This is a genomic window from Terrabacter ginsenosidimutans (assembly GCF_039539425.1).
GTDB classification, from domain to species: Bacteria; Actinomycetota; Actinomycetes; order Actinomycetales; family Dermatophilaceae; genus Terrabacter; species Terrabacter ginsenosidimutans.
Genome location: NZ_BAABDC010000004.1, coordinates 391,141 through 406,089, shown reverse-complemented (window position 1 = coordinate 406,089; position 14,949 = coordinate 391,141). Strand labels below are relative to the sequence as shown.

15 protein-coding genes and 1 riboswitch are annotated in these 14,949 nt (G+C 71.1%); of the genes, 13 read left to right on the top strand and 2 right to left on the bottom strand.

The window, feature by feature from the left end:
* The first annotated feature begins 14 nt into the window (after positions 1 to 14).
* The 11 genes from clsA (at position 15) to ABD831_RS14610 (ending at position 11,110) form a co-directional block, all read left to right on the top strand.
* Positions 15 to 620, top strand: a complete 606-nt coding sequence (clsA, locus tag ABD831_RS14660) for a cardiolipin synthase ClsA (RefSeq protein ID WP_344947954.1) — start codon at positions 15 to 17, stop codon at positions 618 to 620.
* Positions 617 to 1,678 (top strand): DUF881 domain-containing protein, encoded by a 1,062-nt coding sequence (locus tag ABD831_RS14655; protein ID WP_344947951.1) that lies wholly within the window; start codon positions 617 to 619, stop codon positions 1,676 to 1,678. Before clsA ends, ABD831_RS14655 begins: the two co-directional genes overlap by 4 nt.
* On the top strand, positions 1,675 to 2,007 hold the full coding sequence (locus tag ABD831_RS14650) for a small basic family protein (protein WP_142177902.1): 333 nt from the start codon (positions 1,675 to 1,677) through the stop codon (positions 2,005 to 2,007). Before ABD831_RS14655 ends, ABD831_RS14650 begins: the two co-directional genes overlap by 4 nt.
* A 2-nt stretch (positions 2,008 to 2,009) precedes the next feature.
* Positions 2,010 to 2,984 (top strand): DUF881 domain-containing protein, encoded by a 975-nt coding sequence (locus ABD831_RS14645; RefSeq protein WP_344947947.1) that lies wholly within the window; start codon positions 2,010 to 2,012, stop codon positions 2,982 to 2,984.
* Between the two features lie 195 nt (positions 2,985 to 3,179).
* Complete coding sequence (gcvH, locus tag ABD831_RS14640) at positions 3,180 to 3,569, top strand: glycine cleavage system protein GcvH (RefSeq protein ID WP_344947944.1); 390 nt, start codon at positions 3,180 to 3,182, stop codon at positions 3,567 to 3,569.
* A gap of 135 nt (positions 3,570 to 3,704) precedes the next feature.
* Positions 3,705 to 4,175 (top strand): FHA domain-containing protein, encoded by a 471-nt coding sequence (locus tag ABD831_RS14635; protein ID WP_142177905.1) that lies wholly within the window; start codon positions 3,705 to 3,707, stop codon positions 4,173 to 4,175.
* The gene (gene ftsR, locus ABD831_RS14630) at positions 4,172 to 4,900 is read left to right on the top strand and encodes a transcriptional regulator FtsR (RefSeq protein WP_344947937.1); all 729 of its coding nucleotides are present in this window, start codon (positions 4,172 to 4,174) and stop codon (positions 4,898 to 4,900) included. The genes ABD831_RS14635 and ftsR overlap by 4 nt, the downstream gene beginning before the upstream one ends.
* A gap of 41 nt (positions 4,901 to 4,941) precedes the next feature.
* Positions 4,942 to 5,463 (top strand): bifunctional nuclease family protein, encoded by a 522-nt coding sequence (locus ABD831_RS14625; RefSeq protein WP_142177907.1) that lies wholly within the window; start codon positions 4,942 to 4,944, stop codon positions 5,461 to 5,463.
* Between the two features lie 250 nt (positions 5,464 to 5,713).
* Complete coding sequence (locus ABD831_RS14620) at positions 5,714 to 6,298, top strand: MerR family transcriptional regulator (protein WP_344947933.1); 585 nt, start codon at positions 5,714 to 5,716, stop codon at positions 6,296 to 6,298.
* A gap of 114 nt (positions 6,299 to 6,412) precedes the next feature.
* Positions 6,413 to 6,512: riboswitch (glycine riboswitch) on the top strand.
* Positions 6,513 to 6,590: 78 nt separating this feature from the next.
* Positions 6,591 to 9,518 carry an aminomethyl-transferring glycine dehydrogenase gene (gene gcvP, locus ABD831_RS14615; protein WP_344947930.1) on the top strand — a complete coding sequence of 976 codons (2,928 nt, stop codon included), beginning with the start codon at positions 6,591 to 6,593 and terminating at the stop codon, positions 9,516 to 9,518.
* A 104-nt stretch (positions 9,519 to 9,622) separates the two neighbouring features.
* Entirely contained in the window at positions 9,623 to 11,110 is a 1,488-nt protein-coding gene (locus ABD831_RS14610; protein WP_142177910.1) for a glutamate-cysteine ligase family protein, read from the top strand.
* 106 nt (positions 11,111 to 11,216) lie between these two features.
* Here ABD831_RS14610 and ABD831_RS14605 read toward each other — a convergent pair whose 3' ends face one another.
* Together ABD831_RS14605 and ABD831_RS14600 are read right to left on the bottom strand one after the other, a co-directional pair.
* The gene (locus ABD831_RS14605) at positions 11,217 to 12,641 is read right to left on the bottom strand and encodes an exonuclease/endonuclease/phosphatase family protein (RefSeq protein WP_344947924.1); all 1,425 of its coding nucleotides are present in this window, start codon (positions 12,639 to 12,641) and stop codon (positions 11,217 to 11,219) included.
* Between the two features lie 112 nt (positions 12,642 to 12,753).
* A complete protein-coding gene (locus tag ABD831_RS14600) occupies positions 12,754 to 13,380 on the bottom strand; it encodes a histidine phosphatase family protein (RefSeq protein ID WP_344947921.1) in 627 nt (208 codons plus the stop codon).
* Positions 13,381 to 13,451: 71 nt separating this feature from the next.
* Between ABD831_RS14600 and ABD831_RS14595 the strand changes: the two genes are divergently transcribed.
* Both ABD831_RS14595 and ABD831_RS14590 read left to right on the top strand, forming a co-directional pair.
* Positions 13,452 to 14,318: a PhzF family phenazine biosynthesis protein gene (locus ABD831_RS14595; RefSeq protein ID WP_344947918.1), complete on the top strand. Its 867-nt coding sequence runs from the start codon at positions 13,452 to 13,454 to the stop codon at positions 14,316 to 14,318.
* A 1-nt stretch (position 14,319) separates the two neighbouring features.
* Complete coding sequence (locus ABD831_RS14590) at positions 14,320 to 14,862, top strand: DUF1697 domain-containing protein (RefSeq protein ID WP_344947913.1); 543 nt, start codon at positions 14,320 to 14,322, stop codon at positions 14,860 to 14,862.
* The last annotated feature ends 87 nt before the right edge of the window (positions 14,863 to 14,949 follow it).

Sequence of the window (14,949 nt, the reverse complement as noted above, 5' to 3'; positions counted from 1 at the left end):
TTAGGCTAGCCGCCGTGGAGGTCGAGAAGGCGGGGGAGCGCGAGCACGTCGTGACGGAGCGGCTGCTGACCATCCCCAACGTCCTGTCGGTGCTGCGCCTGCTGGGCGTCCCCGTCTTCCTCTGGGCGATCCTCTCGGAGCGGGACGGTCTCGCTCTGCTCCTGCTGCTCTTCTCGGGCATCACCGACTACCTCGACGGCAAGATCGCCCGCCAGTTCAACATGGAGAGCCGGCTCGGCCAGTTCCTCGATCCCATCGCCGACCGGCTCTACATCCTCACGACCCTGCTCGGGCTCGCGTGGCGCGACATCATCCCCGTCTGGCTGGTCGTCGTGCTCCTCGCCCGAGAGCTCGTCATGGCCCTCATGCTGCTGTTCCTCCGGTCGCGTGGTCAGCTCGGCCTGCCCGTGCACTTCGTCGGCAAGGCCGCGACGTTCAACCTGCTCTACGCCTTCCCGCTGCTGCTGCTCGCGCAGCGCGATGACTGGCTCGGGGCGCTGGCGCGTCCCTTCGGGTGGGGCTTCGCGTGGTGGGGCGTCGTCCTGTACTGGCTGGCCGCGGTGTTGTATGCCGTCCACGCGCGCATCGTGCTGAGGGGCCCCCGGGCGGTGACCCCGTGACCGCGCAACGCCGTCCTGACGAGTCGATGACGCTGCTGACCACGATGATGGAGCGGCCGCTCGACGCGGGCTACCAGGAGGCCGCGGACCGCCGGGCCGCTGCAGGGTTGCCGAGGGCGACGTCCACCCGCACCGTCCTCGTCGTCGTGCTCGCCATCCTCACAGGATTCCTCTTCGCCGTCGCGGCGCAGTCCCTGCGGCCCAAGCCCACGGCGGCGGCTGCGGTGAAGAAGGAGCTGGTCACCCGGATCGAGGCGCTCCAGAAGCACGGCACAGAGCAGGAGGCCAGGGTCGCCGCGCTCGGCAAGCAGGTGCAGGACTTCGAGGCCCTGTCCCTGCAGCAGTCCGGTGGGCCGGACCTCACGGCCACGATCAAGGACCTCGAGGTCCAGGCCGCCGCAGTGCCGCTCAAAGGGCCCGGCGTGACCCTGACCCTCGACGATGCCGCCTCGACCGGGGCCGACGGCAACGCCGGAACCCGGCCCAGCAGCGGGTTCCAAGAGGGACGTGTCGCCTCCGGGGACCTGCAGATCATCGTCAACGGTCTCTGGGGGGCGGGAGCCGAGGCCATCTCCATCAACGGTCACCGGCTCAGCTCCACCGCCGCCATCCGGTTCGCGGGTCAGGCGATCATCGTCGACTTCCGGCCCCTCTCCAGGCCCTACGTCATCACGGCCCTCGGCGACCCCCAGGGCATGCAGCAGCTCTTCGAGCCCTCGTTCGCGGGGCTCTACCTCTCCCAGCTCACCGACCAGTACAAGATCCGTTCGGTCATGGCGGCGAGCGACTCGCTCACGGTGCCCGGAGACTCGGCGGCACGACTTGAGGTCGCCGAACCCTTGCGTCCGACCGTAGGCTCGACCGCGCCCGGGACGCCCTCCCTGCAGACGGGGACGAGCACCTCGAGGCGCAGCTCGCAGTCCGGGGGGTCGCCCAGTGACTCGCCCAGTGGTGCGAGCACCTCCAGCCGCGCACGGTCCTCGAACGGCACCAGCAGCTCCACCGACCAGGGTACCGGAAGCCCTGCGTCCCCAACCAGTCAGGAGAACCCTTCGTGATCCCAGTTCTCGGCCTCGTGGCCGGACTCGCGGTGGGTCTCTTCCTCGATCCCTCTGTGCCGGTGTGGCTCCAGCCGTACCTGCCCATCGCCGTCATCGCGGCGCTCGACGCCGTCTTCGGCGCCATCCGCGCCATCCTCGACGGGATCTTCAACGACAAGGTCTTCGTCGTCTCGTTCCTGTCGAACGTCGTCGTCGCGGCCTTCATCGTCTTCCTCGGCGACCAGCTCGGCGTCGGCTCGCAGCTCTCGACGGGCGTCGTCGTCGTCCTGGGCGTGCGCATCTTCTCCAACGTCGCCTCGATCCGTCGGCACCTCTTCAAGGCCTGAGCATGGGAAAGCGCAAGAAGGACCGTCCCAACCCGCCGCCGGAGACGACGCCTGACGAGCCGTCTGTGACGACTCCCGAGACGATCCTCGAGCCGGAGAGCACCGGCGAGGTCGACGCGCCCACCACGGGCACTGCCGATGACGACCACGTCCCGGCGGCGCCGCCTGCCCCCGTCTTCGGGACCGGCCTCGACGACGGCGCGGAGGTCGACTTCACCGCGGCCGGAGCGCGCGAGACCGGGACGAGCCGGGTGCCCGTGGAGGGCCGGGCCGCCTGGACGCGACTGCTGAAGATGAGCCGCCCCCGCGCCACCCGCGCCAACCTCCTGGGCGCGCTGCTCGCAGTCCTGCTCGGCGCAGGCATCGCCGCGCAGGTCCAGCTGACCAACCAGCGGGGTCTCGACGAGCTGAGCCAGACGGACCTCGTGCGGGTGCTCGACGACATCTCGCTGCGCTCGTCCCGCCTCGACCAGCAGGTCCGTGAGCTGGAGGCGACGCGAGACCGGCTCAAGAACGGCACCGGCACTGCGGGCGAGGCCCTCTCCCAGGCGCAGAAGCGCGTCGACACCCTCGGCATCCTGGCCGGGACCATTGCAGCGAAGGGGCCGGGGATCACGCTGCGAGTCTCCGACCCGACCAACGCCGTGACGGGGCCGATCGTCCTCGACATCATCCAGGAGCTGCGCGACGCGGGGGCGGAGTCCATCGACGTGGGGGGCGTGCGCGTGGTCGCCTCCTCGTTCGTGGGTGACCGGGGCGGCCAGATCCTGGTCGACGGCGTGCCCGTGCCGCGCCCCCTCGTCATCAAGGTCATCGGCGACTCGAAGACCCTCTCCTCGGCCATGACGATCCCGGGAGGCATCGTCGAGTCGGTGCGACAGAAGGGGGCCGAGGCCGTGGTGACCGAGTCGAGCCTCATCGAGATCACCTCGCTGCACCGGCCGTCCGAGATGACCCACGCCAAGCCGGTCGAATGATCCCCATGGCAGCCGCGCGCGTCTCCTGACGTGGCTCGCCCACACTCACAGTGCACTCACGGGCCCCACTTCCTGCGCGGTCCGCACGGGCATGGCATCCTCTGGGGTGCCGCCACATCGTCCGCGGCACCCACGCACAGCAGGACCCGCGGTCACGACACCCCGAACCGGGCCGCCCACCGACGAAGGAGCGACATGAGCGAGCTGGACTACCCCTCTGACCTGCGCTACACCAGCGACCACGAGTGGGTCCGCGTCGGCGACGACGGGGTCGTCCGCATCGGTATCACCGCCTTTGCGCAGGACGCCCTCGGAGACGTCGTCTACGTCTCCCTTCCGGCGGTCGGCGACACGGTCACGCCCGGTGACTCCTGCGGCGAGGTCGAGTCCACCAAGTCGGTCAGCGACGTCTACGCACCGCTCGAGGGCGAGGTGACGGCCACGAACGCCGCGCTCGACGCCGCGCCCGAGCTGATCAACTCCGACCCGTACGGAGAGGGCTGGATGTTCGAACTGCGCCTCGCCGACCCCTCCTCGGTCGACGGGCTCATGGACGCGTCGGCCTACACGGCCTCACTGTCCTGACCCGGCACCACCCCGCCCCACGCCAGCCCAGTCCCACCCAGGGGCAGCGTCCGCCGTTTCGCCGGGCAGGATATGACCTGCCCGTCAACTAGAGTGGATGCACCCGAATCCGCCCGCACCACAGAGGAGGACCGCATGTCGAGCAACCTGCCCGACCCCGACGACATGAACGTCGAACCCCGCACCATGCGGTTCCAGGGCGTGCCGTCGCAGGACAGCGACCACGTCGACACCGTCGCCCCGCGCGGCCTGACGGCCGAGGACCACGCCACCATCGACGCGCTGCGTCCCGGCACGGCGCTGCTCGTCGTGCTTCGCGGACCCAACACGGGTGCACGCTTCCTGCTCGACGACCAGCAGGTCGCGGCCGGGCGCCACCCCGACTCGGACATCTTCCTCGACGACGTGACCGTCTCGCGCAAGCACGCCGTCTTCGTCGCCCAGGGCGGCGGCTACGTCGTCCGCGACGCCGGCTCGCTCAACGGCACCTACGTCAACCGGGAACGCATCGACGAGGCACCCCTGCACCTCGGTGACGAGGTCCAGATCGGCAAGTTCCGACTCGTCTACTACTCGTCCGGAGCCCCCCAGCCCGAAACGGCATGACCGCAGCCACGGTGGCGGGCGACGGGGGCACGACCGCGACCCCTCGGCGCCTGACGATCGGCAAGGTGCTCGCCGCCCTGTCCGAGGACTTCCCCGACGTCACGGCGTCCAAGATCCGTTTCCTCGAGGCCGAAGGCCTCGTGCTGCCACACCGAACCGCGTCCGGCTACCGCACCTACACCGAGGACGACGTGCGCCGGTTGCGCTACGTCCTGACCGCACAACGCGACCGCTACTGGCCGCTCAAGGTGATCCGCGAGGCCCTGGACGCCCTCGACCGTGGGCTGTCCGACCCGGAGCTCGACCCCGGCGGCCGGCCCCTGCCGCCGGCGCCGGAGGACGACCCGGAGGTGCCTCGCCCCGGCGACCTCCTGCCGCGGCCCGTCGTCGCCCTGACCGGTCCCGAGCTGCGCGAGGCCACGGGTATCGACCGCACGACGATGCACGCGCTGGAGACCTACGGGCTGCTGCAACCCGACGAGCGAGGCCACTTCGGGCACGAGGCGCTGGCCATCGCCGCCGCCGCCCGGACGCTCTCCGACCACGGGCTGGAGGCGCGCCACCTGCGGCCGTTCCGCACCGCCGCGGACCGCGAGATCGGGCTCGTCGACCAGGTCCTGGCCACCCGCCGGGGGAGTGGCACGCGCGACGAGCGGGCCGCCGAGATCGCCTCTGCCTGCATCGCGCTGCACGTCGCGCTCGTCCGGGCCGGTCTCGCTCACTGAGGGCCGTCCGTCCCGGTGACGGGCCGGGGTACGGTGGAGGAGTGAGAGAGGTCGATGTCCTGGGCGTCCGCGTCGAGATGCCCACGAACCACCCGATCGTGCTGCTTCGTGAGCGGGACGGAGGGCGATACCTGCCCATCTGGATCGGAGCTGCCGAGGCCGCTGCCATCACGTACGCGCAGCAGGGGGTGGTGCCGCCGCGGCCGTTGACGCACGACCTGATGAGAGACCTGCTGGCCGTGCTCGGACACGAGCTGACCGAGGTGCGGATCGTGGCTCTCAAGGACTCCGTCTTCCACGCGGCCCTCATCATCGACGGCAAGGTCGAGGTCGGGTCACGGGCCAGCGACGCCATCGCGCTCGCCCTGCGCACCGGAGCCAAGGTGCTGGTCGAGCCGGCGATCCTCGACGAGGCCGCCATCGTCGTGTCCTCCGAGGAGGACGACGAGGTCGAGCGTTTCAAGGAGTTCCTCGACCACGTCTCGGCCGAGGACTTCGAGGGCCCTTCGCCCGAGTCGCAGGAGCCGGGTGACCGCCCGGACCTGCCCGACCGACCGGACTGAGCTCCCTGGACCCCGAGCAGCGCAGGCCCTGAGCCACCACGCAGCACCAGCGAATGCCTCCGGTCTCACCTTCAGGTAGACGTCAAAGGTTCGCTCCGCGCGCCGACACGCCGTCGATGCGCGACCTCGTGGTGATTGACCGGAGCGGGACCGCGGCCTACCGTCAGAAGAACGACGTCGCTGTAGTTATCCCGATGTCGTCTGCGGGCTCGCACGGTGCGGCTTGCAGCCTGAGCACGAGGAGGACGGCATGGCCGCCATCGAGGACGCGCGCGACACCGGCCGGACCATGCCCGTCGGGTCCCAGGGCCTGCTGTTCACAGACGACCTGCCCGAGCTGAACGAGGACAACGGCTACCGCGGCCCGACCGCGTGCAAGGCTGCGGGCATCACCTACCGCCAGCTCGACTACTGGGCCCGCACCGGTCTCGTCGAGCCGTCCGTGCGCAGCGCGACGGGCTCAGGCACCCAGCGCCTCTACGGTTTCCGCGACATCCTCGTCCTCAAGGTCGTCAAGCGCCTGCTCGATACCGGCGTCTCCCTCCAGCAGATCCGCGTGGCCATCAGCCACCTGCGCGAGCGCGGCGTCGAGGACCTCGCCCAGATCACGCTCATGAGCGACGGCGCCTCGGTCTACGAGTGCACGTCGGCAGACGAGGTCATCGACCTCGTCCAGGGCGGACAGGGCGTCTTCGGAATCGCCGTGGGACGCGTGTGGCGCGAGGTCGAGGGCGAGCTGGCCCAGCTCCCGAGCGAGCGGGTCGACGACGACACCGCACTCGACCACCCCGACGACGAGCTGGGCGCCCGCCGCCAGGCTCGCCGGATGGCCTGACCGGCTTCCACCCCCTGAACCTACGACCCTCGACGCGGCCCGACCGGACATCCCGGCCGGGCCGTTCGCATGACGCCGGGACCCGCCCCGACTGGTAGATTCGACACTGCCGATCGACCCTGCGTGGGAGAGTCCTCGGGGTGCGCTGCACCTACGAGGCGCCGAAGGGGCAACATCCCCGGAACCTCTCAGGCGCCAGGACCATGCGGGCGAGGCAACTCTGGAGGCACCGTCGTGGTGCTCGACAGACGGGGAGCGTGTGTCGTCCGCTCGAACCCGTCAGGAGCCCCGCATGTCGATCGACCACCTCGTGCCCGTCACGACCGGAACGTCCACCGAGACGGTGATGGCCGACTTCGTCAGCCGCCACGTCGGACCTGCCGGTGACGACGTGCGCCACATGCTCGAGGTGGTGGGCCAGCCCAGCCTCGACGCCATGTGCGACCGGGCCATCCCCGGCGCCATCCGGTCAGGGACCCCGCTGCGGGTCGAGGCCGCCGCCAGCGAGAGCGCCGTCATCGAGGAGCTTCGCGGGTTCGCGGCACGCAACACCGTGCTCACCTCGCTCATCGGGCTCGGCTACTACGGCACCGTGACCCCTCCGGTCGTGCGCCGCAACGTCCTCGAGAACCCCGCCTGGTACACCGCCTACACCCCCTACCAGCCCGAGATCTCGCAGGGCCGCCTCGAGGCACTGCTCAACTTCCAGACCGTCATCACCGACCTCACCGGCCTCGACGTCGCCGGCTCGTCGCTCCTCGACGAGTCGACGGCCGCAGCCGAGGCCATGTCGCTGATGCGCCGCGCGAGCAAGGCGCCCGCGGACGCCGTGGTGCTCGTCGACGAGCGTCTCTTCCCGCAGACCATCGCCGTGATGCGCACGCGCGCGGACGCGCTGGGGCTGCCGCTGCTCGTCGCCGACCTGCGCGGCGTGACCGACGCCGACTCCCTGACGTCCGCCGCCGGCGGCAGGGCCGTCGTCGGTGCGATGGTGCAGTATCCCGACGCGACCGGCGAGCTCGTCGACTGGGCGCCGCTGACCGCCGCCGTGCACGAGGCCAAGGGGCTCGTGACGGCCTGTGCCGACCTGCTCGCCCTGACGCTGGCCGTCGCTCCGGGCGAGTGGGGTGCCGACATCGCCGTCGGCAGCGCCCAGCGTTTCGGCGTGCCCATGGGGTTCGGCGGTCCGCACGCCGGCTACATGGCCGTCCACCGCGGTCTCGAGCGCCAGATCCCCGGCCGCCTCGTCGGCGTCTCCGTCGACGCCGAGGGACACCAGGCCTACCGTCTCGCGCTGCAGACGCGTGAGCAGCACATCCGCCGTGAGAAGGCGACCTCCAACATCTGCACGGCGCAGGTCCTCCTCGCCGTCATGGCGAGCATGTATGCCGTGTGGCACGGTCCCGCCGGACTCGTGGCCATCGCGAGGCGGGTCGGCGCCCTCACCGCCACCCTCCGCGGCGCCCTCATCGACGGCGGCGTCGACGTCGAGACGACCTCGTTCTTCGACACGCTCACGGTCGTCGTCCCGGGTCGTGCGGAGGAGGTCACGACGGCCTTCGCCGACCGTGGCATCAACGTGTGGCGCGTCGACGCCGACCGTGTCTCGCTCAGCCTCGACGAGACGTCCACTCCCGCAACGGTGCTCGCGGTCCTCGACGCGTTCGGGCTCAAGGCGACGGACGACGTGACCCGGCGGGTCAACGAGACCGGGGCACACGGCATACCCGAGGCCCTGGAACGCACGACGGAGTTCCTCACGCACCCGGTGTTCCACGCTCACCACTCCGAGACGGCGATGCTGCGCTACCTGCGCCGGCTCTCCGACCGCGACTTCGCGCTCGACCGCGGCATGATCCCGCTCGGCTCGTGCACGATGAAGCTCAACGCCACCACCGAGATGGAGCCCGTCACCTGGCCGGAGTTCGCGAACCTCCACCCCTTCGCGCCGGCCGAGCAGACCGAGGGCATCCGCGCCCTCATCGACGACCTGTCGGCGTGGCTGTGCGAGATCACCGGCTACGACGCGGTGTCGCTGCAGCCCAACGCCGGCTCGCAGGGTGAGTTCGCCGGCCTGCTCGCGATCCACGCCTACCACCAGGCGCGCGGCGAGGGCCACCGACGCATCTGCCTCATCCCCGCGAGCGCCCACGGCACCAACGCCGCCTCGGCGGTCATGGCGGGCCTCAAGGTCGTCGTCGTCAAGACCGCCCCGGACGGCACCGTCGACATGGACGACCTCCGCACGAAGATCGAGACCCACCGCGACGACCTGGCGGCGATCATGGTGACCTACCCGTCGACGCACGGGGTCTACGAGGACACCATCACCGAGCTGTGCGAGCTCGTCCACGAGGCCGGCGGCCAGGTCTACGTCGACGGGGCCAACCTCAACGCCCTCGTCGGTCTGGCCCAGCCCGGCAAGTTCGGCGCCGACGTCAGCCACCTCAACCTGCACAAGACGTTCTGCATCCCGCACGGCGGCGGCGGTCCCGGTGTCGGCCCGGTCGCGGTCCGGGCCCACCTCGCACCCCACCTGCCCAACCACCCGCTCGCGGCAGAGGCAGGTCCAGAGTCCGGCGTCGGCCCCGTCTCGGCCGCGCCCTACGGCTCCGCGAGCATCCTGCCGATCTCGTGGGCCTACGTGCGGCTCATGGGCGGCGAGGGGCTGCGGCACGCCACCCAGATGGCCGTCCTCGGCGCCAACTACATCGCGGCCCGTCTCCGCAAGCACTACCCGGTGCTCTACTCCGGGCACGACGGCCTGGTGGCCCACGAGTGCATCCTCGACGTCCGGCAGATCACGGCCGAGACGGGCGTGACGGTCGACGACGTCGCGAAGCGGCTCGTGGACTACGGCTTCCACGCGCCGACGATGAGCTTCCCCGTCGCCGGCACCCTCATGGTCGAGCCCACGGAGTCCGAGAACCTCTACGAGCTCGACCGCTTCTGCGACGCCATGATCGCCATCCGCGGTGAGATCGAGGCGATCCGGGCCGGCGAGGTCGCCGTCGGCGACAGCATGCTGCGCCACGCGCCGCACACCGCCCTCAACATCGCGGGGGAGTGGGGTCATCCGTACGAGCGCACCGAGGCTGCCTTCCCCGTCGGGGTCCACGCCGCGGACAAGTACTGGCCGCCGGTCAGCCGCATCGACGGGGCCTACGGCGACCGCAACCTCGTCTGCTCGTGCCCGCCGCCGGAGGCCTTCGAGGGCTGAGTCGGTGCACGGAGCGGTCACCACCTGACGACGAGCACGTCCGGGTGGCGACCGCTCCGTGCGCGTCACTCGCGTCGGGACCCCGAGTGTGGTTGTCTCCTCACGTGGGAGCCGACGTCGAACAGGCCAGGTACACGCGCGAGCAGCGGCAGCAGTACCGGGAGAAGGTGCGCCGCGACCTCGACGTGTTCGAACGCATGCTCGGCAAGAGCGAGTTCGAGTTCGACCGCCCCATGACCGGTCTGGAGATCGAGCTCAACCTCGTCAACGAGGACCTCGGTCCCAAGCTCGACAACAAGACGGTGCTCGAGCAGATCGCCGACGAGGACTACCAGACCGAGCTTGCGCGCTACAACATCGAGCTCAACGTCCACCCCCGCCCACTCCCGGGTGACTCGGCCATCGAGCTCGAGCAGCTGCTGCGTGAGTCGCTGAACCGCGCGTCTGCCAAGGCTGCCGAGGCGCACGCCGGCATCGTCGCCATCGGCATCCTGCCGACGGTCATGCCCGAGCACTTCGAGGGCGACTGGATCAGCGAGAACATCCGCTACGCCGCGCTCAACAACGCCGTCCTCGACGCCCGTGGCGAGGACGTCTGGCTCGAGCTCGAGGGCCCGACCGGTGAGCGCATCGCCCGCTACTCCGACAGCCTCGCTCCAGAGTCGGCCTGCACCTCGATCCAGCTGCACCTGCAGGTGCAGCCCGAGCGTTTCGCCGACCACTGGAACGCTGCCCAGGTCCTCGCCGGACCGCAGCTCGCGCTCGGCGCGAACTCGCCGTTCTTCCTCGGCCAGCGCCTCTGGGCCGAGACCCGCATCCCGCTCTTCACCCAGGCCACCGACACGCGCTCGGTGGAGCTGAAGAACCAGGGCGTGCGTCCCCGCGTGTGGTTCGGCGAGCGGTGGATCACCTCGATCTTCGATCTGTTCGAGGAGAACGTCCGCTACTTCCCGGCCCTGCTGCCCGAGCTCTACGACGAGGAGCCCGAGGAGGTCTTCGAGCGCGGCGAGGTGCCTGAGCTCAAGGAGCTGCGGCTGCACAACGGCACCGTCTACCGCTGGAATCGCCCGATCTACGACATCGTCGGCGGCCGCCCGCACCTGCGCGTCGAGAACCGCGTCCTGCCGGCCGGCCCGAGCATCGCCGACGTCATGGCCAACGCGGCCTTCTACTACGGCGCCATGCGCGTCCTCGCCGAGGAGGACCGCCCGGTCTGGACCCGCATGAGCTTCTCGGCAGCCGAGGCGAACTTCGAGGAGGGGGCACGCCTCGGGATCGACGCCCGCACCTACTGGCCCGGCTTCGGGGACGTGCCGGCCACCGAGCTCGTGCTGCGCCGGCTCCTGCCGATGGCCCACGAGGGCCTGGAGCGCTGGGGCGTCTCCGCAGCCGTCCGCGACCGCTTCCTGTCGATCATCGAGCAGCGCTGCCTGCTGGGCGTCAACGGCGCCTCGTGGCAGACCGAGTGCGTCGCCCGGCTCGAGGCGCGGGGCCTGACCCGCGACAAGGCGTTGCGCGAGATGCTGCGCCACTACATCGAGGGCATGATGGCCAACGAGCCCGTCCACACCTGGGAGCTCCCCAAGGCCTGAGGTCGGCCTGCCGACCCGTTCGTGCCACGACGCCACCGACGTATGCCGTGTGGCCGTTCCTGAGGGCGCATGCCGGCCGGGGAGTGGCTGCGACGCCGGCCCGGGCTCAGGGAAGCCGGATGTCGGCCACGACCATGTTGTGGTCGGACGGCCGGGCGCAGTCGGTGGTGGCCATGACGTTCTCCCAGCGCGCCGCGCCGCTGACGCCCTTGACCGCGACGACGTCGAGCCGGCTGCCCCAACCGGTGCCGGGCACCGTGAGCGTGCACGAGAAGTGGTTCATCGTCGTGAAGCGCGGGTTGACCTGGGTCACGGCGGCCGCGGTGTCGTAGTAGCCCGCCGACACGAGGGTGTCGTGCGCGTCGTAGCCGCCCTGGTTGTTCTGGTAGGTGTTGAGGTCGCCCGACAGGACCACCGGCAGCCGCCCGGTGTTGAGCTGGTCGATCCGGGCCAGGACCGCGCGGACCTGCGTCGCGCGCAGCCGCTCGTACGTCCGCTCCGTCGCGTACACGGTGCTGTGCCGCTGGTCGAGATGGGCGGACACGACGTAGAACTGCCGCCCCGTGGTGCGGTCGGCGAGCACGGCGAAGGAGGCGCGCCGCCTGCTCCAGGCGTCGTCCCCCGTGAGCGTCGGAAGCGGGATCGTGCAGGAGCTCGACCAGCTGTTGTTGCTCAGCGGCAGGCTGTCCGACCGCTCCGGGCAGGAGCTGACGAGACGGTAGCGGCTGGTGTCGTAGAGGATGCGGGCTCCCTGGATCGCCTCTGGCGTGCCGGGCGCCACGAAGCGCGTGCTCCGCACGAGCTGGTAGCGACCGCCGCCCTGTGCGGCGAGCGTGTCGACCAGGCTGCGCGCCTGGGTGAGGGTGCCGAGCGTGCTCGGCTGGGTGCTGCCGTCGGCTCGACCGATGCCGAGCTCCTGAAGGGTGACGACGCCGGGCTTGCGCGACAGGATCGTCCGGGCGATGCCGGACACCCGGGTCGTCCAGGGCCGCACCCCGGAGGCGGCCGTGGCGGTGTGGACGTTGAAGGTCGCGACGCGGAGGGCGGTGCCCGTCGCCGCGGGCGTGGCCGGCTTGACCGCGACGTTCTGCAGGTACGGCCAGCTGCGCACGGCGGTGCCGGAGGCGGTCTGGTTGACCGCCTTGAAGCGGTAGTAGAGGTGGTTCGCGGAAGAGGTGCCGGCGCCGGCGGAGGCGACCTGAGCCGCGCTCAGGGTGACCGAGCGCCGGTTCGCCGGGAAGGTGAAGTACGTCGGGCGGCGGCCATGGTCGGGCAGGACCGGGTCGCCGACCTTGAAGGTGGTCAGTCCCGTCTCCACGACGAAGCCGGTCGTGCTGGCACCGGACGCGGCCCAGGTGAAGGTGATCTGGCCGGCGGCGGGACCCGGAGTGGCGACGACCGACGAGATCGGGCCCGGGGTGCTCACTCCGGCGTCCGCGGGTGGCGCTGTCGCGACCGCGGCGAGACCGACGAGAAGCGAGGCGACAGCGGTTGCGGCCGCCCCGGGGGCGGTGATGGGCGTGTGGCGCACGGCAGCTCCTCGGGTCGAGCGGTCGCCGGAACGATATCCCGCCCGACCGGTCGGGCGCAGGCGTTTCGTCCCTTTTGCGCGAGCGGTCGCCCGCGCGGACCGTGGGCCGTCGTCAGTCGGCGAGCAGACGCCAGGGGGAGAGGTTGTACATCCCGAGGCAGCGGGTGGATCGGTGATGAGTCAGCACGCTCATCGACCCGGCGTCGAGGATGAGGTGCTGGCCGAAGCGCGGGTCGAGCCCGAGGAAGGTGGCGGTCAGGACGCGGAGCGCGTGGCCGTGGCCGAAGAGGGCCACGTCGCCGTGCTCGAGGTCGGGCCACACCTTGTCGATGACCTGCTGGGCCCGCGCGGACACCTCGTCGACGGTCTCGCCCGGGGTGACGCCCGGCTGCACACCGTCGACGAAGACCTCCCACGGGTGGCCGATCTCGGCGCTGATCTGCTTGGTCGTGACTCCTTCGTACGCGCCGTAGTCCCACTCGCGCAGCAGCGGCTCCACCTCGAAGTCGCCGAGGCCGGCCAGCTCGGCGGTGCGCTTGGCGCGCTGCAGGGGCGAGACGAGGACGCGCTCGAAGCGGTGCCTGCGCAGCACGTCGGCGAGCTCGCGGGCGGCCGCCTCGCCCTCGGGCAGCAGCGGCAGGTCGGTCGTGCCGGTGTGCTGCCCGCTGAGCGACCACTCCGTCTCGCCGTGCCGGAAGAGGTAGATGTTGCCGGGAACGACGCCGTCGGGAGTGGCCATGACCGTCACAGTATCGGCGAGCCCTGCGCGGGAGCCTGCGGCAGCCCACGGCGCTCCGGCAGACTCGGGCCATGGACCTGCCCTTCCACCTGCTCAACGTCTTCTCGATCGCCGGCCACCCCTTCTCGGGAAACCCGCTCTGCGTGTTCCCCGACGCCGCCGGGCTCACCCGGGACGAGATGCTCGCCTGGGCCCGCCAGTTCAACCTCAGCGAGTCGACGTTCGTGACATCCCTGGGGGACGGCACGGCGGGGGAGGCGGACGTGCGGATCTTCACGCCGGGGCACGAGATGCCCTTCGCCGGGCACCCGACCCTGGGGACCGCCGAGGTCGTCGCCACCCTCGCCGGCGGACTGGACAGCGTTCACCTCACCATGCCGGCCGGGCGCATCCCCGTCGACCGCGTGGACGGTGGCTGGCGCCTCACCGCGCGACCGGCGACCCTCCGCGAGGTGTCCTCGAGCGGTGCCGAGCTCGCCGCGGCCCTCGGGATCGACGTCGCCGACCTCGTGCGCTCGGACGCGAGCTGGGTCGACGCAGGGGTCGAGCAGCTCGTCGTTCGGCTCGACAGCATCCAGGGCGTCCGGGCCTGCGACCCCGACCCGCACCGGATGGCCGAACACATGACCTCACCCGGTCGGCCTCCGCACGTCTACGTCTGGGCCTGGAGCGGGCCCACGAGCATCGAGGCCCGGCTCTTCTACACCCAGGGTCAGGCGGTCCTCGAGGACCCCGCCACCGGGTCCGCCTGCGCCAACCTCGGTGGCTGGCTCGTCGCGCAGGGCGTCCGGGACGTCTCCGTCGTCGTCAGTCAGGGAGCTGCCGTCGGCCGTCCGTCGAGGCTGATCCTCGACCTCGACGACCAGGGGACCGTCCACGTCGGTGGACGCGTCGAGTCCGTCGGCCAGGGCACCTGCTCACTCGGACAGGACGCCTGAGATGCCCACCTGGATCGGCTTCCTGCGCGCCGTCAACCTCGGCAAGCAGCGGCAGGTGCCGATGCAGGCGCTCCGTGCGCTGCTGGAGACGGAGGGCTACGAGGAGGTCGAGACCTACATCCAGAGCGGCAACGTCCGGGTCCGCAGGTCGACACGGAGTGCTGCCAAGGTCGAGGCGGACCTGCGACGGACCATCAGCACCGAGTTCGGCTTCGACGTGCCGGTCGTCGTGCGCACGCCCGCGCAGCTGAGGACGCTCGCCGAGGAGGCCGAGGCGCTCGAGTCGCCGATCGCACCGGATGCGAGGCGCTACGTCATGCTCATGACGGGTGACCTCGACCCCGAGGGCGTCAGCGCGCTGCATGCCTGGGACGTCGCCACCGAGGCCGCACTCGTCCAGGGCCGGGACATCGTCATGTTCCTCGCCGAGGGCGTCCAGGCTGCCCGGCTGAACAACGCGCGCATCGAGCGGCTGACCGGAGCGGTCGGCACTGCTCGCAACCTCACCGTGGTGCGGGCGCTCGCGGACAGGTGGGGCGCCTGACGCGCGTCCGGCGCCTGACGGACCGCCACGGAACCGAGCGGCGCTGAGCGAGGGCGCGGGTGGCCGCCGGACGGCATACCTCATGGG